Source organism: Variovorax sp. KK3, assembly GCF_001984055.1.
Lineage (GTDB): Bacteria > Pseudomonadota > Gammaproteobacteria > Burkholderiales > Burkholderiaceae_C > Variovorax.
The window spans coordinates 1-16,944 of sequence record NZ_LYVO01000076.1 but is presented as its reverse complement, the minus strand read 5'-3'; the positions used below and the strand labels follow the sequence as shown (position 1 = coordinate 16,944).

12 protein-coding genes are annotated in these 16,944 nt (G+C 69.7%); 6 read left to right on the top strand and 6 right to left on the bottom strand.

Annotated features, from left to right (window positions below; translation table 11 throughout):
- Nucleotides 1-9 precede the first annotated feature (9 nt).
- Nucleotides 10-5,289, bottom strand: coding sequence for a non-ribosomal peptide synthetase (locus B0W80_RS27360; protein WP_077002313.1), 5,280 nt, complete (start codon nt 5,287-5,289; stop codon nt 10-12).
- Nucleotides 5,290-5,382: 93 nt separating this feature from the next.
- Nucleotides 5,383-6,342, bottom strand: a complete 960-nt coding sequence (locus tag B0W80_RS27355; protein ID WP_077002312.1) for a LysR family transcriptional regulator — start codon at nt 6,340-6,342, stop codon at nt 5,383-5,385.
- 109 nt (nt 6,343-6,451) lie between these two features.
- On the opposite strand from B0W80_RS27355, the gene B0W80_RS27350 reads away from it, so the two are divergent.
- The 3 genes from B0W80_RS27350 (at nt 6,452) to B0W80_RS27340 (ending at nt 8,911) form a co-directional block, all read left to right on the top strand.
- Nucleotides 6,452-7,426: a tripartite tricarboxylate transporter substrate binding protein gene (locus B0W80_RS27350; protein ID WP_077002311.1), complete on the top strand. Its 975-nt coding sequence runs from the start codon at nt 6,452-6,454 to the stop codon at nt 7,424-7,426.
- Between the two features lie 23 nt (nt 7,427-7,449).
- Entirely contained in the window at nt 7,450-8,646 is a 1,197-nt protein-coding gene (locus tag B0W80_RS27345; protein ID WP_077002310.1) for a CaiB/BaiF CoA-transferase family protein, read from the top strand.
- Between the two features lie 70 nt (nt 8,647-8,716).
- Nucleotides 8,717-8,911, top strand: coding sequence for a hypothetical protein (locus B0W80_RS27340; RefSeq protein ID WP_143684802.1), 195 nt, complete (start codon nt 8,717-8,719; stop codon nt 8,909-8,911).
- Nucleotides 8,912-8,939: 28 nt separating this feature from the next.
- On the opposite strand, the gene B0W80_RS27335 is transcribed toward B0W80_RS27340, so the two are convergent.
- The 3 genes from B0W80_RS27335 to B0W80_RS27325 all read right to left on the bottom strand — a co-directional run bounded on the left by B0W80_RS27335 (nt 8,940) and on the right by B0W80_RS27325 (nt 11,760).
- Nucleotides 8,940-9,344 carry a hypothetical protein gene (locus B0W80_RS27335; RefSeq protein WP_077002308.1) on the bottom strand — a complete coding sequence of 135 codons (405 nt, stop codon included), beginning with the start codon at nt 9,342-9,344 and terminating at the stop codon, nt 8,940-8,942.
- A 112-nt stretch (nt 9,345-9,456) separates the two neighbouring features.
- Complete coding sequence (locus B0W80_RS27330; RefSeq protein WP_077002307.1) at nt 9,457-10,434, bottom strand: tripartite tricarboxylate transporter substrate binding protein; 978 nt, start codon at nt 10,432-10,434, stop codon at nt 9,457-9,459.
- A gap of 87 nt (nt 10,435-10,521) precedes the next feature.
- The gene (locus B0W80_RS27325; protein ID WP_077002306.1) at nt 10,522-11,760 is read right to left on the bottom strand and encodes an alanine--glyoxylate aminotransferase family protein; all 1,239 of its coding nucleotides are present in this window, start codon (nt 11,758-11,760) and stop codon (nt 10,522-10,524) included.
- 124 nt (nt 11,761-11,884) lie between these two features.
- Between B0W80_RS27325 and B0W80_RS27320 the strand changes: the two genes are divergently transcribed.
- Nucleotides 11,885-12,583, top strand: a complete 699-nt coding sequence (locus tag B0W80_RS27320; protein WP_077002305.1) for a GntR family transcriptional regulator — start codon at nt 11,885-11,887, stop codon at nt 12,581-12,583.
- Between the two features lie 5 nt (nt 12,584-12,588).
- A complete protein-coding gene (locus tag B0W80_RS27315) occupies nt 12,589-15,633 on the top strand; it encodes an FAD-binding and (Fe-S)-binding domain-containing protein (protein ID WP_077002304.1) in 3,045 nt (1,014 codons plus the stop codon).
- Between the two features lie 18 nt (nt 15,634-15,651).
- On the opposite strand, the gene B0W80_RS27310 is transcribed toward B0W80_RS27315, so the two are convergent.
- Nucleotides 15,652-16,089 carry a MarR family winged helix-turn-helix transcriptional regulator gene (locus tag B0W80_RS27310; protein ID WP_077002303.1) on the bottom strand — a complete coding sequence of 146 codons (438 nt, stop codon included), beginning with the start codon at nt 16,087-16,089 and terminating at the stop codon, nt 15,652-15,654.
- A gap of 245 nt (nt 16,090-16,334) precedes the next feature.
- Between B0W80_RS27310 and B0W80_RS27305 the strand changes: the two genes are divergently transcribed.
- Nucleotides 16,335-16,823 carry a tripartite tricarboxylate transporter TctB family protein gene (locus B0W80_RS27305; protein ID WP_077002302.1) on the top strand — a complete coding sequence of 163 codons (489 nt, stop codon included), beginning with the start codon at nt 16,335-16,337 and terminating at the stop codon, nt 16,821-16,823.
- The last annotated feature ends 121 nt before the right edge of the window (nt 16,824-16,944 follow it).

Sequence of the window (16,944 nt, the reverse complement as noted above, 5' to 3'; positions counted from 1 at the left end):
GTCGGCGCGCTACAGGTTGTCTTCGCGCGCGATCTGCTGAAGGCTCTCGTAGATGAGCCGGCGCGGCGCGACCTTCCAGCCCAGCAGCGCCTCGATCGCCGTCACGGCCCGCATGGCCAGCAGTGAGTGGCCGCCCAGGTCGAAGAAGTTGTCGGTGCGGCCGACCTGTTCGATGACCAGCAGCTCCGACCAGATGTTGGCGATGACCTGCTCGGCATGCGTGGCCGGTGCCACGTAGCTGCGGCCATCGGCCAGCGTCACGTCCATCACCGGCGCCGGCAGCGCGCTGCGGTCGACCTTGCCGTTGGGCAGCAGTGGCATGGCGTCGAGCGACACGAAGTGCTGCGGCACCATGTAATGCGGCAGCCGCGATCGCAGGTGCTCGCGCAGCTCGGCCGGCGCGGGCGGCACCGGGCCGCGGGCGACGTAATACGCCACCAGGCGCACGTCGTCCTCGCTCTCGGCCCGCGTCACGGCCACGCAGTGGGCGAGCGCGGGATGGTCGAGCAGCGCGGATTCGATCTCGCCCATCTCGATGCGGAAGCCGCGCAGCTTGACCTGGTGGTCGGCGCGGCCCGTCAGCTCGATCAGGCCGTCGTGGCGCCAGCGGCCGAGGTCGCCGGTGCGGTAGAGCCGCGCGCCGTGGCCTTGGCTGCCGTCTTCGTCGGCGTCGCCGGCGTCGCTGTCGCCGAACGGGTCGCGCACGAAGCGCTCGGCCGTCAGCCCGTCACGCTGGTAGTAGCCGTGCGTGACGCCGGCGCCGCCGATGTAGAGTTCGCCGGGCGCACCGATCGGGCAGATGCGGCCTTGCTCGTCCAGCACCCACACGTCGACGTTGTCGGTCGGCCGGCCCACCGTGATCTGCTCGCGCGGCGTCTCCACCTTCCACGCGGTGGCCCACACCGTCGTCTCGGTCGGGCCGTAGATGTTCCACAGCTCGGCCGTGCGCTCCATCAGCCGCTCGGCCAGCACCGGCGGCAGCGATTCGCCGCCGATCAGCCCGCGGAAGCGCGGCGTGCCTTTCCAGCCGGCCTCGATCAGCGCGCGCCAGGCCGACGGCGTGGCCTGCAGCAGCGTCGCGTCGCTGCCTTCGATCAGCGCGCGCAGCGCGACCGGGTCGTGTACCTGTTGCTGCGAGGCGATGACCACGCGGGCGCGCGCCACCAGCGGCAGCATCAGGTCGAGCACCGACGGGTCGAACGACGGGCTGGTGACAGCCACCAGCACATCGTCGGACGCCAACCCCGGCGTCTTCAGGAAGCCCGCAAGGAAGTTCACAACCCCGCGATGCGGCACCCGCACGCCCTTGGGCTTGCCGGTGGAGCCCGAGGTGTAGATCAGGTAGGCCTCGTCTTCCGGGGTGGCGTCGAGTTCCGCGTCCGGCGCCAGCGCGTCGGCGGGCTGTACGGCCGCGAGCAGCCGGTCGTCGAAGTCCAGCATCGGGATCGCGAGGCCTTCGAGGATCTCCTTCGATTCCTGCTGCGTCAGCACCGCGGTCAGGTGCGCGTCGGCCGCCATGAAGCGCAGGCGGTCCACCGGGTAGTCGGGGTCGAGCGGCACGTAGGCAGCGCCCGCCTTCATCACGCCCAGCTGCGCGATCAGCATGGCCGGGCCGCGCGCGATGCACAGGCCGACGCGCTGGCCGCGCGCGATGCCGCGGTGGCGCAGCGCGCGGGCCAGCTGGTTCGACCGCGCGTCGATTTCGCCGAAGCTCAAGGTCAGCCCCTGTGCGTCGATCACGGCCACGCGCTCCTGCACGGCGGGGTCGGCCAAGCGCACGTACTCGTGCACCAGCAACTGCGCGGGCAACGGCACCCGCGCGCCGTTCCACCCGTGCCGCAGCAGGTTCAGCTGCGTCGGCGAAAGCACCTCGTGGCTGGACAGGTGCCGCTCGGGCGCGCCCAGCAGCCGTTCCAGCAGCGAGAGGTAGTTCTCCAGCATGCGCTGCGCGCTCACCTCGCTGTAAAGATCGCTCGCGTATTCCAGGTGCACGCGGTGCGAGAACTCGGTGTCGATGTGCATCGACAGGTCGAACTGCGCGGCCACGCGCGAGAAGTCGAACTCGTCCACTTCCAGCCCGAAGAGCTCGGGCTCGCCGATGGGCGCGTTGAGCACGTTGAAGAGCACGCGCACCGGGCCTTCGGGCCGCAGCGTGCGGTCGTGGCCCATGGCGTCGATCAGCTCGTCGAAAGGCGCGTCCTGGTGGGCGTAGGCTTGGAGCGCATCGCGGCGCGTGCGGTGCACCAGTTGCGTGAAGCTCGGGTCGCCCGAGAGGTCGCTGCGCATCACCAGCGTGTTGACCAGCGTGCCCACCAGCGGCTCGGCCGCCACGCGATGGCGGTTGGCGATCGGCGTGCCGACTGCGACGTCCTCGGTCTTGGCGTAGCGCGACAGCATCAGCACGAAGGCCGACAGGTACACGACGAAGGGCGTCACCGCCTCGCGGCTGCCGAAGTCGCGGATCGCCTCGCGCAGCCGCGGCGGCAGCGCGGCCGACACGCGGCCGCCCTGGTGGCTGGCCTTGACCGGCCTTGCGAAGTCGGTGGGCAGGTCGAGGTCCGGCAGGTCGCGCAGGCGCTCCAGCCAATAGTCCAGGTGTGGCCGGCGCGCCTCCACCGCCGCGGGGCTGCGCTGCCACGTCGCGTAGTCGGCGTAGCCGATGGCCGGCGGGTCGGACATCGGCATGCGCCCGTCGGCCAGCGCGCCGTAGGCGGCCAGGGTCTCGCGCATCAGCAGCGCGCTGGCCCAGTTGTCGGTGATGGCGTGGTGCAGCATCCAGAACAGCACGTGCTCGCGCTCGCCCAGGCGGATCAGCAGCACTCGGTGCAACGGCGCCTGCGACAGGTCGAAGGGCTGCGAGGCCCGCTCGACCAGCAGGGCACGCGCTTTCGCGTTGCGCTCGCGCTCGGGCAGCGATGACAGGTCGACCTGCTCCAGCCGCACCTCGAGCGTGGGCACGATGCGCTGCATCGGCTCGTGTTCGCCCATCACGAGCGAGGTGCGCAGGCCTTCATGCCGCCGCACCATGGCGTCGAGCGCCTGCTGACACAGGGCCGGGTCCAGCGCGCCGCGCAGCCGGATGGCCATCGGCACGTTGTACGCCGTCGAGGTCGGCTCGAAATGCTGGATGACCCACATGCGCCGCTGGGACAACGACGCCGGCTGCGGCACGCCGCGGTCGACCCGCGTCATGCCCGCCGACCCGGCCGGTGTGGCGCCGCCCTTGCGAAGCTGGTTCTCGACCTGCGCCGCCATCGCGGCCACGCTCGCATGCTCGAAGAGCTCGGCCAGCGGCAGCGATACGTTGAAGCGCTCGCCGAGGCGCGACAGCACCTGCGTCATGCGCAGCGAATTGCCGCCCAGCTCGAAGAAGCTCTCGTGCACGCCGAAGGCGCGCGTGCCCAGCACCTCGGTCCAGACGTCCCACACGGCCTGTTCGCGCGCGTCGCGCGGCAGCACGTGGCCCAGGCGCTCGCGGCGGTCGCTGTCTTCGGCACTCTGCTCGGGCGGCGGATCGGTCTCGGCATCGAGCGGTGCCGCCAGCGACAGCTCGTTGGCCAGGAAGGCTGCGCGGCAGCGCTGGCGCTGCACCTTGCCGCTGGACGTGCGCGGCAGCGTGCCGGCGCGCAGCAGCGCGACCGCGTGCACCGGCAGGCCGTGTTCCACCGCGACCGCGCGGCGCACGGCGCGGAACACCGCTTCGAGGTCGGCGTCGGCGCGGCGGTCGAGCTCGAGCGCGAGCACCACACCTTCGCCGGCGGGCGTATCGACCGCGAAGGCCGCGCCATGGCCCAGCCGCAGGGCCGGGTGCGCGCGCTCGGCGCTCCACTCCAGGTCTTGCGGGTAGTGGTTCTCGCCGTGGACGATGATCAGGTCCTTCAGCCGCCCGGTGACGAACAGCTCGCCCTCGTCGATGAAGCCCAGGTCGCCGGTGCGCAGCCAGGGCCCGCTGCCATCGGCCAGGTGCGCGCCGAAGGTCGACTCGCTGGCTTCGGTCTGCATCCAGTAGCCGCCGCCCACGCTGGGCGAACGCACCCAGATTTCGCCGACACCGTCCGCGGCGCAGAGGCGGCCTTCACCGGTCGTCTCGACGATGCGGACTTCGGTGTCCTGCATCGGGCGGCCACAGCCCACCAGCCGGCGCGCGTTCGGGGCGCCGGCCTCCAGCGCCTCGAAGCGGCCGGCAAGCAGTGCTGCCGAGTCGGCCCAGACGATGCGCGGTACGTGGCCCGGGCTAGCCGACGTCACACCGAGCACGGTTTCGGCCAGGCCGTAGGAAGGCGCGAACGCGTCGGGCGCCATGCCCGCGGCGCCGAACACGGCGAGCACGCGCTCGACCGTCTCGGCCTTGATCGGCTCGGCACCGCAGCTCAACGCGACCAGGCTGTCCAGCCGCGCACCGAGCGGCTTGCCGCCCAGCGCAGCCAGGCAGGCCGCGAACGCCGACTCGGGGGCGCCCGTGTGCGTAATGTGGTGCTTTTCGACCGCGTCGAGCCAGCGCAGCGGGCGGCGCAGAAAGGCCAGCGGCGACATCAGGTAGCCGCTGGCGCCCGCCACAAGCGGCGCCAGCACGCCGAACGCCAGGCCGTAGTCGTGGAAATGCGGCAGCCAGCTGAGCGCACGTGAATCCGCGTCGCCATGGCCTGCGGCGATCAGCGCGCGCACGTTGGCCAGCACGTTCGCATGCGTGAGCCGCACGCCGCGCGGGTCGGACGTGGAGCCGGAGGTGTATTGCAGGTAGGCCAGCGTCTCGGGGCCGATGCGCGCCGGTGCGAAGTCCGCGGGTTTGTCGGCCAGCTGCGCTGGCGCGGGCAGCGCGGCCCAGCGCGTCATCGCGAAGGTGGCAGGGTCGAGCACCGCGGCTGCCGCTTCGAGCATCGTGCTGCTGGTCAGCACCAGCGCCGAACGCGAATCGGATATCACGCTGCGCAGGCGCGGCGCCGCATGCTGCAGCCGCACCGGATCCGGCGAGGGCACCGGCACCGCGACCCGGCCGCAGAGCATGCAGGCCCAGAACACGCGCACGAAATCGAGACCGGGGCCGAAGGACAGCAACACGCGGTCACCGGGCCGGGTCTGGCTCGACAGCCAGGCGGCGATGCGGTGCACGTCGCCGTGCAGCTGCGAATAGCTGGTCTGAACGGTGGGTGTCAGGTCGTCGCCGAGATAGGCGTAGGCCAACTGCGCGGGATGCGCAGCGCATTGCGTTTCAAAAACAGAAGCCAGTTCGGTTGGCGAGTAGCGGGCGACGTGCGAAGGAGGGCTCTTGAGCGGCGGCGGATTCAACATGGAGAAAGGCCCTGGATGGTGGATGTCGCGCCATGACCGCGGCGAAACTGAGTCCAAAGCGTTCTGTCATTATGTTGCGGCGCAGCAGGCCGGTTATGTTCGTCGCTTCGTTATCGGCATTGTCCGACAGGCGAGCGCCTTGCGAAGCGGCACGAGCCGCGGATTCGCCGGATCGGCCCGGTAGATCAACGCAACGGGCCCCGGCGGAATCCCGGGATCGACGCGAACCCGCTTCACGCGCGCGACCGCGGCCGCGTCGGCGCCTTCCAGCATGGTCGCGGGCACCGCGCTCAGGCCCAGGCCGGCCGCGACCAGCCGCAGGTTGGTCACCGGGCTGGTCGATTCGATCACCGGCACCGGCGCGACCAAGCCGGCGCGCCGAAACACGTTGTCTATCGTGCGCCGCACCATCGAGCTTGGCGCCGGCATGACCCAGCGCTCGTCCGCCAGCTGCGCCCAGGCGACGCGCCGTGCGCGTGCGAGCGGATGCGTGGCCGGCGCGATCACCGCGAACTCGGCGTCGAAGAGCTTCTCGTACATCAGCGGCTGCCCGGCGGCGTCGGGCATCTCGGTCGGGTAGCTCGTGATCAGCGCATCGAGCTTGCCCTGCAGCAGCGTCTGCACCAGCAGCGGCACCCGTTCTTCCATTAACTGCACACGCACCCGCATCCCGTCGCCGACCAGGCGCTCGAACAGTTGCGGCAGATAGCCCTGCGCCACGAAGGGCGGGGCGCCGATGCGCAGCACCGTCACCGAGGGCTCGGCCGACGCTTCGGCGCCCACGTGCGCCAGCTCTTCGAGCAGCAGGGCCGCGCCGCGGATCGCGATCTCGCCGCGCGGCGTCGGGATCAGGCCGCGCGGGTTGCGCGTGAAAAGCGCGAAGCCGAAGGCCGATTCCACCTCGCCCAGCGCCTTGCTCAGCGCGGGCTGCGTGAGGTTGAGCACGCCGGCGGCGGCACGCAGGCTGCCGCCGCGCTGCAACTCGACCAGCAGTTGCAGGTGCCGAAAGCGCAGTCGCGCGACGAGCCGGCGCAGGTCGGGAGCACTGGGCATGGGGTTTCCAAAAAGTTTGAGGCCGATGAAAACATATCACTTTTGGATATCGCGACGCCGTCCTATGCTGAAGCCGTACCCGACAGAACACCGCACCAGGAGACACCCCATGCAACGCCGCCACTTCTGCCTCGGGGCATCGTCCCTCGCGCTCGGCCCGCTGGCCGCACGCGCCGCCGAGGCATTCCCGACGAAGCCCGTGCGCATCATCTCGCCCTATGCCGCCGGCGGCGGGCCGGACGTGCAGTTGCGCCAGGCCGGGCCGGCGCTGGGCGAGGCACTCGGCCAGCCGATCGTGATCGAGAACAAGGTCGGCGCCGCCGGCGTGCTCGCCGCGCAGTACGTCGCGCAGCAGGCGCCCGACGGCTACACGCTGCTGATGGGCTCGAACACGCACCTGATCCAGAAGATCCTGCAGCCGGACCTCAAGTTCGACCCGCTCGCCGACTTCGCGCCGGTCAGCAACTTCGCCGCCTCGCCCACCGTGCTGGTGGTGCGCGCCGACGCGCCCTGGCAGCGGCTCGAGGACCTGATCGCCGACCTCAAGGCGCGGCCGGGCCAGGCCAACTACGGTTCGGGCGGCATCGGCACCTCGGCGCACCTGGCCGGCGCCACGCTGGCTTCGCTGGCCGGGCTCAAGGTCACGCACATCCCGCTCAAGGGCTCGGTCGAGATCGCGGCCTCGCTGCTGCGCGGCGACACGCAGTACGCCTTTCCGGTGGCGGGCACCGGCATCCCGCAGGTCAAGGGCGGCAAGCTGCGCGCGCTGGCCGTCACCAGCCGCCAGCGCCTGGCGCAACTGCCCGACGTGCCCACCCTGCACGAGCGGCTGAAGAATGAACTGGCGGTGCAGGAATCGTGGTTCGGGGTGTGGGCGCCGGCGAAGACGCCGCCGGCCGTCGTTGCCGCCCTGCATGCCGGCGCCACGCGCACCCTCAAGACCCCGTCCATCCAGGCCGCCTTCGAGGCGGCCGGCAACACCGCCGCCCTCAGCGAGAGCCCGCAGGCCTTCGCCGAGTTCGTCCGCAGCGAAAACCGCAAGTGGGCCGAGATCGTCAAGCTCGCCGGCGTCAGCGCGAGCTGAGCCCGTCACCAGGAGTTCAATCCATGTCCAAGCCACTCGAAGGCGTGCGCGTCATCGACATGTCGCACGTCATCGCGGGCCCGATGGCCTCGCTCTACCTCGCCCAGCTGGGCGCCGAGGTCATCAAGATCGAGCCGCCCGCGGGCGAGGTGATGCGGGCCAGCCGCCGGCCCGGCGAAGAGCACAGCGACACGCCGGCCGGCTTCGCCGCGCTGAATGCCGGCAAGCGTTCGTTCACCGCGGACATCCGCACGCCCGAGGGCGCCGACGCGGTGCGTGCGCTCGCCCGCACGGCCGACGTGTTCATCGAGAACTTCCGCCCCGGCGTGGTCGCCAAATACGGGCTCGACCGCGCGGCCATCGAGGCGCTGAATCCGGGCATCGTCTACTGCTCGATTTCCGGCTATGGGCAATCCGGCGAATGGTCGACGCGTGGCGCCTACGACCACGTGGTGCAGGCCCTCACCGGCATGATGATGATGTCCGGCGACAGCGAGGACGCGCCGCCGCTCAAGGTGGGCTTTCCGGTCATCGACGTCGCCGTCGGCATGCTGGGCGCGCTGTCGATCGTGGCCGCCCTGCACCGGCGCGAGCGCGACGGCCACGGCCAGTACATCGACGCGTCGATGGTGCAGGCCTCGCTGATGCTCATGTACCCCAACGCCAGCAGCTTCCTCACGCAGCGGGTCGAACCGCAGCGCGTGGGCAACCGCGGCTACACCGGCAGCCCCACCGCCGACACCTACCGCTGCGCCGACGGATGGTTGGCGACCGCCGCCAACACGCCGGCCCAGTTCCGCAAGCTGACGGCCGTGCTCGGCCTCGAGGCCCTGTGCGAAGACGGCGAGGCGCTGGACCTCGACGCCTTCAACGCGCCCGGCGGCGGCTTCGTGACTGCGCGCCGGCTGCCATACCTGCAGCAGTGCTTTCGTGATGCCTTCGCCACCCGCTCTGCCGCCGACATGGAGGCGCGGCTCAACGCCGTGGGCGTGCCCGCGGCGCGCGTGCGCCGGCTCGGCGAGTTTCTCGACGAAGTGCAGCAAAGCGGCGCCGTCGACCTGCCGCTGGCGAGCTACACCCAGGGCGATTCGCTCGTGCGAACGCCCGGCCTGGGCTTCCGCTACCGCGACGACGGCACGCCGGGCGGTGCCGGTGCGCCTGCCTTGGGCCAGCACACGGCCGAGCTGATGGACGAGCTGGGCCTCGTCGCCACGCAATGACCCTATGCCGCCGTGACCTACGCCATCGGGCGAAGCGACGGCGTCACACGTCTTTGCGATCATGCGCGCCATGGACCCCATCACTTCCATCGATCGCTATACGCCCGACTACGCCCACGAATGCGAGGTGTGCGGCAGCAGCCCCGTGGTGGCGGGCATGAAGGACGACCGGCAGGTCTACCTGGCCACCATGTGCGGCCCCTGCCTGTGGAACGAGCCCCGCGCCGCCGACCCGGCGACGTGGAACGAGGCGCCCTCGGCGTGATGCCGCACGCGCTGCCTCGCGGCGCGCGCTATTTCCATTCGAAGAACTGGCTTCGCGTCACGCCCTGCGCGTCGACCTCGTACTCGAACAGCACCGCCATGCTGTTGAGCCGCGCCCACTTGGGCGACGTGGTCTGGCAGTACACCGCACCCCGATAGCTCACGCTGCCGTCCTTCTGCAGGTTGCCGATGCCCTGCCCGACCCAGGACAGCACGTCGCCTTCCTGGCTCATCGTGACGCCCTGGCCTTCGCCGAACAGCGAACCGTCCGGCCGCGCCGACGCGACGTAGGTGCCGATCTCCGTGCTGTTCACGCCGAGCAGCGAGCCGCTGCTCTGGAAGGAGGTTTCCATCTTCGGTCCGCCGCCCGGGTTCGAAAGCGCCCGTTGCAGTGCGACCTTTCCCACCGATTCCCCGATCCTTTCGCCGAGCATGTCCTTCTCCTTCACGGCGCTGAGCGAGGCCGTGCCGGCTAAACATAGTTCGCCGCGAAGGGTAGTACAAATTTAGTACTCGTCGGCGCCGCGCCGGCCGAAGGTGAACGGTCTACGCGTCCACCTTGACCTTTGCGTCGCGCACCACGCGTGCCCACTTCTGGGTCTCGCTCGCGATGAACTGCCTGAACTTCTCGCGCGAGCCGCCGCCGTCTTCGGCGCCATAGGTGTCCAGCCGCTCCTGCACGTCGGGCATGGCCAGCACGGTGTTCACGTCGGCATTGATCTTGTCCGCCACGCCCGTGGGCAGCTTGCCGGGCCCGGCCAGTCCGTACCAGGTGGTGGCGTCGAAGCCGTCGAATCCCTGCTCCTGCATCGTCGGTACCGAGGGGTGGCCCTTGGCGCGCTTGAGCCGCGTCTGCGCCACCGCCACCACCTTGCCGCTCTTCACGTGCGGCGTGGCCGCGGTCATGGTCTCGAAGCTGTAGTGGATCTGGTTGCCCATCAGGTCGGCCAGCAGCGGGCCGCTGCCCTTGTACGGCACGTGCAGCGCATCGACCTTGGCCTGCAGCTTGAACATCTCCAGCGCCAGGTGCTGCGCCGAGCCGGCGCCGGCCGAGCCGAAGCTCACCTGCCCGGGCTCCGCGCCGCAGCGCGCGACGATGTCCTTCACCGTCACCGCCTTCTGCGCCGGGCCGGCGATCAGCAGGTTGGGCGTCACGCCCACCAGCACCACCGGCACGAAGTCGCGCTCCACGCTGTAGCGCAGCTTGGGCTGCAGGCTGGGCGCCAGCGCATGGCTGTTGATGTGCGCCATCAGCAGGGTCGAGCCGTCGCTGGGCTGCTGCGCCACGTACTCCGCGGCCAGCACGCCGGCCACGCCGGCCTTGTTCTCCACGATCACCGACTGGTTCCACATCACCGAGAGCTTCTGCGCCACCACCCGCGCCAGGGCATCGGTGCCGCCGCCCGGCGGAAAGCCCACCACGATGCGCACCGGCCCGGAAGGCCATTCCTGGGCGAACAGGCGCGGCACGCCGAGCGTGGCGGCCGCTGCGCCCGCGGCCTGGATCAGGGAACGTCGTTGCATGAGTCGGTCTCCTTGTCGTGAGGGAAGGCAGGTAAAAGAGAGCGCGCGGAATGCGCCGTGCGCGGATGCAGGCGAGCGCGACCGGCGTCAGGCGGCCTTCTTCAATACGGTGGGCGATGCGTGGTGCGAGAAGTGATCCATCGCCGCGGCGACACCGCTTTCTGCCAGCTTCACGCCCGCGAGCTTCAGCCCCATCTCGACGCCGGCCACCATGGCGATCAGCGTCAGGTCGTTGCTGTCGCCCAGGTGCCCCATGCGGAACATGCGGCCCTTGAGTTTGCCGAGCCCCGTGCCCAGCGAGAGGTCGAAGCGCTCGTGGATCGACCGCCGCAACGCATCGGCATCGACGCCCTGCGGCGTGATCACGCCCGTGAGCACCGGCGAGTACACCGACGCGTCCGCGCATTGCACCGGCAGCCCCCAGGCCTGCACCGCCGCACGCACGCCCGCGGCCCAGCGCTGGTGGCGCGCGAACACCTGGTCGAGACCCTCGCCCAGCAGCATGTCGAGCGCTTCGCTCAGGCCGTAAAGCAGGTTCGTGTTCGGCGTGTAGGGCCAGTAGCCGCTGGCGTTCATCTCCACGATTTCGTCCCAGGCCCAGAAGGCCTTGGGCAGCTTCGCCGTCTTGCTCACTTCGATGGCCTTGGGCGACAGCGCGTTGAAGCTGATGCCGGGCGGCAGCATCAGGCCTTTCTGCGATCCGCTGATGGTCACGTCCACACCCCATTCGTCGTGCCGGTAGTCCGCGCTGGCCAGGCCCGAGATGCTGTCCACCATCAGCAGCGCCGGATGCTTCGCCGCATCGATCGCGCGGCGCGCCGCCGCGATGTCGGAGGTCACGCCCGTCGAGGTCTCGTTGTGCACCACGCACACTGCCTTGATGCGGTGGCCGGCGTCCTCGCGCAGCCGCCGCTCGATCAGGTCGGCCTGCACGCCATGGCGCCAGCTGCGCGGCAGGCCGGTGTCGTCCGTGCCCGGCAGGCCGATGAACTCCGGCGCCAGGCCGAGGCGCAACGCCATCTTCTGCCACAGCGTGGCGAAGTGGCCTGTTTCGTACATCAGCACCGTGTCGCCCGGGCTCATCGTGTTCGACAGCGCGGCCTCCCACGCTCCCGTGCCCGAGGCCGGGTAGATCACTACCGGGTGGCGCGTGCGGAACACCTCCTGAATCCCGCCGAGCACCTTTTTCCCCAGCTCACCGAACTCCGGGCCGCGGTGGTCGATGGTCGGCAGGCTGATGGCACGCAGGATGCGGTCGGGCACCGGGCTCGGGCCGGGAATCTGCAGGAAGTGCCGGCCGGTCGGATGGGAGTCGAGTTGCAGCATGGAAGCGTCCTTTCTTTTTCAGTTTTGCATTCAAAATGCATTTTGGCATGCTCGTATACCCTCAATTGCGAGGATTGAGCGTGGTTGGTTTTGCATGCAAAATGCCGAACAGGAAAGAGAAACCATGGCTGAAGTGATCGAAATCGCCCGACTCGCCTTGCACGACCAAGTAGCGGCGCGGCTGCGCACGCTGCTGGTGGAAGGCCGCATCGCCCCCGGCGCCAAGCTCAACGAGCGCGAGCTGTGCGAGCAGTTGCGCGTGTCGCGCACCCCGCTGCGCGAGGCCATCAAGCTGCTGGCGGCCGAGGGCCTGGTCGACCTGTTGCCAAACCGGGGCGCCGTGGCAGTCCGGCTGACGGAGGCCGACGTCCACAACACTTTCGAACTGCTCGCCACGCTCGAAGGCATGTCGGGCGAACTGGCGGCACAGCGCATCACCGAGGCCGAGCTGGCCGAGCTGCGTGCCCTGCACTATGAAATGATGGCCTGCTTCGCGCGCCGCGACCTGTCGGGCTACTACCGCATCAACGCGCGCATCCACACCGCCATCAACGAGGCCGCCAGGAACCCCGTGCTCGCCAGCACCTACCGCGCCATCAATGCCCGCGTGCAGTCGCTGCGCTTTCGTACCAACCAGGACGAGGCCAAGTGGAAGAGCGCGGTGGCCGAGCACGAGCGCATGATCGACGCGCTCGAGGCCCACGATGCCGCCGCCATGCGCACGCTGATGATCGAACACCTCCACCGCAAGCGCGACACCGTCCTCGCACTGCTGCGGGCCGGCGAAATCTACCCCGACACCCAGGCCGCAGGAAAGCGCTGAACGACATGCGTCACGAGCCTGCGCACCTCCTGCAGCCGGCCGGCACCGTGCCGCCGCCCGACGAGGCCTGCGCGGCGCTGGCCCGCCGCCTCGCCGCCGAGACCGAGGGCGAGCTGCTGTTCGACGCCGCCTCGCGCGGCCGCTATGCCACCGACGCCTCCATCTACCAGATCATGCCGGTCGGTGTGCTCGTGCCGAAGACCGAGCGCGACGTCGCCACCGCGATCGACGTGTGCCGTGAGCTGCAGGTGCCGGTGCTGCCGCGCGGTGGCGGCACCAGCCAGTGTGGCCAGACCACCGGCGCCGCGCTGGTCGTCGACAACAGCAAGCACCTGCGGCGCGTGCTCGATCTCGACGTCGCGGCGCGCCGCGTCACGGTCGAGCCGGGCATCGTGCTCGACCACCTCAACGCGCAGCTCAAGCCGCACGGGCTGTGGTTTCCGGTCGATGTTTCGACGAGTGCGCAGGCCACGCTGGGCGGCATGGCCGGCAACAATTCCTGCGGCTCGCGCTCCATCGCCTACGGCAACATGGTGCACAACGTGCTTGGTGCGAGCGCATGGCTGTCGGACGGCGACCTGGTCGACTTCGGCCCGGTCGCCACCCTCGGCGCACGCGCCGCGGGCATCGCACAGCAGGTGCATCAACTCGCGCGCCGACTGCGGCCCGAGATCGAGGCCCGCTGGCCCAAGGTGATGCGCCGCGTGGCCGGCTACAACCTCGACATCTTCGACAACCAGAGCGAGCGGCCATATACCGGCGACGGCAGCGTCAACCTCGCGCACCTGCTGATCGGCGCCGAGGGCACGCTGGCCTTCACCCGCAGCCTCACGCTCCAGCTCAGCGAACTGCCGCGCGCCAAGGTGCTGGGCGTCGTCAACTTCCCGACCTTCCATGCGGCCATGGACGCGGCCCAGCACATCGTGAAGCTCGGCCCCACCGCGGTCGAGCTGGTCGACCGCACGATGATCGACCTGAGCCTCGCCAACCCGGCCTTCCGGCCCACCGTCGAGAAGGCGCTGCTCGGCCGGCCGGCAGCCATCCTGCTCGTGGAGTTCTCGGGCGAGGAACGCGGGCCCCTGCTGCTCAAACTGCAGCGCCTGGTCGAGCTGATGGGCGACCTGGGCCTGCCCGACAGCGTGGTCCGCATGCCCGAAGAAGCCGCGCAGAAGAACCTGTGGGAAGTGCGCAAGGCCGGCCTCAACATCATGATGAGCCTCAAGGGCGACGGCAAGCCGGTCAGCTTCATCGAGGACTGCGCGGTGCCGCTCGAGCACCTGGCCGAGTACACCGATGCGCTGACCGAGGTGTTCGCGCGCCATGGCAGCCGCGGCACCTGGTATGCGCATGCCTCGGTGGGCACGCTGCACGTGCGGCCCATCCTCGACATGCGCACCGACGGCGCGCCCAAGATGCGCGCCATCGCCGAAGAAGCCGGCGCGCTGGTGCGCAAGTACAAGGGCGCCTTCAGCGGCGAGCACGGCGACGGCCTGTGCCGCGGCGAGTGGATCGAGTGGCAGTTCGGCCCCGCGATCAATGACGCCTTCCGTGCCATCAAGCAGGCCATGGACCCGATCGGCCTGTTCAACCCCGGCAAGATCATCGACCCGCCGAAGATGGACGACGGCGCCCTGTTCCGCTTCGCGCCGCCGTCCTCGCCACGGCCCTACAAGCGCATTCCCCTCGTGCCTGCGCTCGACTGGTCGGCCTGGAACGTGCAGGCTGACCCGGTCACCGAAGAGACCACGCCGCCCGGCAGCGGCGGTGACGTGACGGGCGGCTTCGCCAAGGCCGTCGAGATGTGCAACAACAACGGCCACTGCCGCAAGTTCGACGCCGGCACCATGTGCCCCAGCTACCGCGTCACGCGCGACGAGCAGCACCTCACGCGCGGCCGTGCCAATACCTTGCGGCTGGCGCTTTCGGGCCAGCTCGGCGCAGACGCCTTCACCGGCGACGCCATGCGCGACACCATGGACCTGTGCGTCGGTTGCAAGGGCTGCAAGCGCGACTGCCCCACGGGCGTGGACATGGCGCGCATGAAGATCGAGTTCCTCTCGCACTACAAGAAGAAGCACGGCCACACGCTGCGCGACCGCCTGGTCGCCCGCCTGCCCGACTACCTGCATGCCGCGAGCCGCATGCCCTGGCTCTTCAACCTGCGCAACCGCCTGCCGGGCGCCGCATGGCTCGGCGAGCGTTTGCTCGGGCTCTCGGCCAAACGCTCGCTGCCCGAGTTCCGGGCCGACACCTTCTGGAACGACCCCGACCCCAGCCTCTTCACCAGCCGCGACATGGTCATCGCCGCCGCCCTGAGCGGACGCAAGTCGGCCGTGCTCTTCGTCGACACCTTCAACGGCGGCTTCGAGAGCGAGAACGTCTGGGCCGCCGCACGCGTGCTCAAGGCTGCGGGCTACCTGCTGCACACCATCGACAAATTCAGCGGCCATCACTGCTGCGGCCGCACCTTCCTGGCCAGCGGCATGGTCGACGAGGCGCGTGCGCGCGCCGGCGCGCTGGTCGACGCGCTGCTGCCGCTGGCCGAAGCGGGCGTGCCCATCGTCGGCCTGGAGCCTTCCTGCCTTTTGACGCTGCGAGACGAGGCGCTGGTCATGGGCCTGGGCCGGAAGGCCGAGGTCGTCGCCGGGCAGGCACTGCTGTTCGAAGAGTTCATCGCGCGCGAGATCCACGAGGGCCACTTCAAGCTCGCACTCAAGCCCGCCAACAAGCCGCTGCTGGTGCATGGCCACTGCCACCAGAAGGCCTTCGGCGCGGTGAGCCCGATCATGGACGTGCTCAAGCTCATTCCCGACGCGAAACCCGAGCTCATCGAAAGCTCCTGCTGCGGCATGGCCGGCAGCTTCGGCTTCGAGGCGGCGCACCACGCGGTCTCGATGCAGATGGCCGAGGCCTCGCTGTTGCCGGCCGTGCGCGCCAAGCCGGATGCGATCGTGCTGGCCGACGGCACGAGCTGCCGCCACCAGATCGCCGACGGGGCGCAGCGGCAGGCCGTGCACGTGGCTTGGCTGCTCGATCGGCTGCTGGCCTGAGCTGCGCCGGCGGGCCGATCAGACGTCCGGCTCGCCCTCTTCCTGAAAAAGGCTCGCGAGCCGCGCCGCCTCGGCCAACTCCGACAGCGCTTCGGCATGCTCCTGTGCCAGCTTGCCGAGCGTGCGGCGGCCTTTGGGCAACAGGTGCACCTCCACCAGCCGGCGATCGACCACGCTCGCGCGGCGCTGCACCAGCCCGATCTCTTCGCAACGTGACACCAGCGCCACCACACCATGCGCCTGCGCCTGCAAGCGCTCGGCGATCTCGCTCACCGAGGCCCAGTCGCGGCCCGGAAAGCCTTGCGTGTGCAGAAGCAGCTGGTATTGCAGAACCGTGATGCCCGCCTCGCGCGAGGCGTCCTCGCTGAATCGCAGAAAGCTGCGCAGCCGGAACCTGAATTCCGACAGCGCTTCCAGGCGCCGCTTGCTCGCGGCGCGCTCTTCGTTCGTGGCCATCGCTTCCGTCTCCTGATACGCGCGTTGTCAGCGAATGTAGCAAGCCCGGCAGCCGCGCCCAGGGTAATTACTCATGATGTGATGTAAAAATGCTCATAGCATGATGTAAATCGAAAGCGGTGCGATCGGCGTCTGCATCACGCATGCGGGCTGGCATCGCTGCGGCTGCCATGCGGCGGCCTCGTCGCGCCTTTGCCTGCCGCGCGCATCGCTCCCTCTTCCTCGACTTTTCCGAAAGTGCACTCATGAAAATCAGGAGCCAGAAGGACTTCTTTTCGGGCTTGATGTTCGCCGTCGTCGGCGCCGCCTTCGCGATCGGCGCCACCAACTACAACATCGGCAGCGGCGCACGCATGGGCCCGGGCTACTTCCCGTTGATGCTCGGCATCCTGCTGGCCGTGCTCGGCTTCGGCGTGATCGTCGGATCGATCACCGTGCACACGGCGGACGGCGAGCCCGTCGGCCGCATCGCCTGGAAGCCGCTGGCCTTCGTCATCGGCGCCAACCTGGTCTTCGGTGTGCTGCTCGGCGGCCTGCCCAGCATCGGCCTGCCGGCACTAGGCCTGGTCGCCGCCATCTACGCGCTGGTGCTGGTGGCCAGCCGCGCGGGCTCCGCCTTTCCGATCAGGTCGGCGCTCATCCTCGCGACCGTGCTGGCCATCGGCAGCTACCTCACCTTCATCCTCGGCCTGAGCCTGCAGTTCCAGGTCTGGCCCACCTTCATCGCCGGCTGAGGCGCAAGACATGGAACTCATCGACCACCTCGCCCTTGGCTTCGGCGCCGCATTCACGCTGCAGAACCTCGTCTACGCCTTCGTCGGCTGCCTGCTGGGCACGCTGATCGGCGTGCTCCCC

Coding starts and splice junctions, on each gene's coding strand:
- B0W80_RS27345 (WP_077002310.1), top strand. CDS start 7,450: ATGTCCAAGCCACTCGAAGGCGTGCGCGTCATCGACATGTCGCACGTC.
- B0W80_RS27340 (WP_143684802.1), top strand. CDS start 8,717: ATGGACCCCATCACTTCCATCGATCGCTATACGCCCGACTACGCCCAC.
- B0W80_RS27310 (WP_077002303.1), bottom strand. CDS start 16,089: ATGGCCACGAACGAAGAGCGCGCCGCGAGCAAGCGGCGCCTGGAAGCG.
- B0W80_RS27320 (WP_077002305.1), top strand. CDS start 11,885: ATGGCTGAAGTGATCGAAATCGCCCGACTCGCCTTGCACGACCAAGTA.
- B0W80_RS27335 (WP_077002308.1), bottom strand. CDS start 9,344: ATGCTCGGCGAAAGGATCGGGGAATCGGTGGGAAAGGTCGCACTGCAA.
- B0W80_RS27350 (WP_077002311.1), top strand. CDS start 6,452: ATGCAACGCCGCCACTTCTGCCTCGGGGCATCGTCCCTCGCGCTCGGC.
- B0W80_RS27325 (WP_077002306.1), bottom strand. CDS start 11,760: ATGCTGCAACTCGACTCCCATCCGACCGGCCGGCACTTCCTGCAGATT.
- B0W80_RS27330 (WP_077002307.1), bottom strand. CDS start 10,434: ATGCAACGACGTTCCCTGATCCAGGCCGCGGGCGCAGCGGCCGCCACG.
- B0W80_RS27360 (WP_077002313.1), bottom strand. CDS start 5,289: ATGTTGAATCCGCCGCCGCTCAAGAGCCCTCCTTCGCACGTCGCCCGC.
- B0W80_RS27355 (WP_077002312.1), bottom strand. CDS start 6,342: ATGCCCAGTGCTCCCGACCTGCGCCGGCTCGTCGCGCGACTGCGCTTT.
- B0W80_RS27315 (WP_077002304.1), top strand. CDS start 12,589: ATGCGTCACGAGCCTGCGCACCTCCTGCAGCCGGCCGGCACCGTGCCG.
- B0W80_RS27305 (WP_077002302.1), top strand. CDS start 16,335: ATGAAAATCAGGAGCCAGAAGGACTTCTTTTCGGGCTTGATGTTCGCC.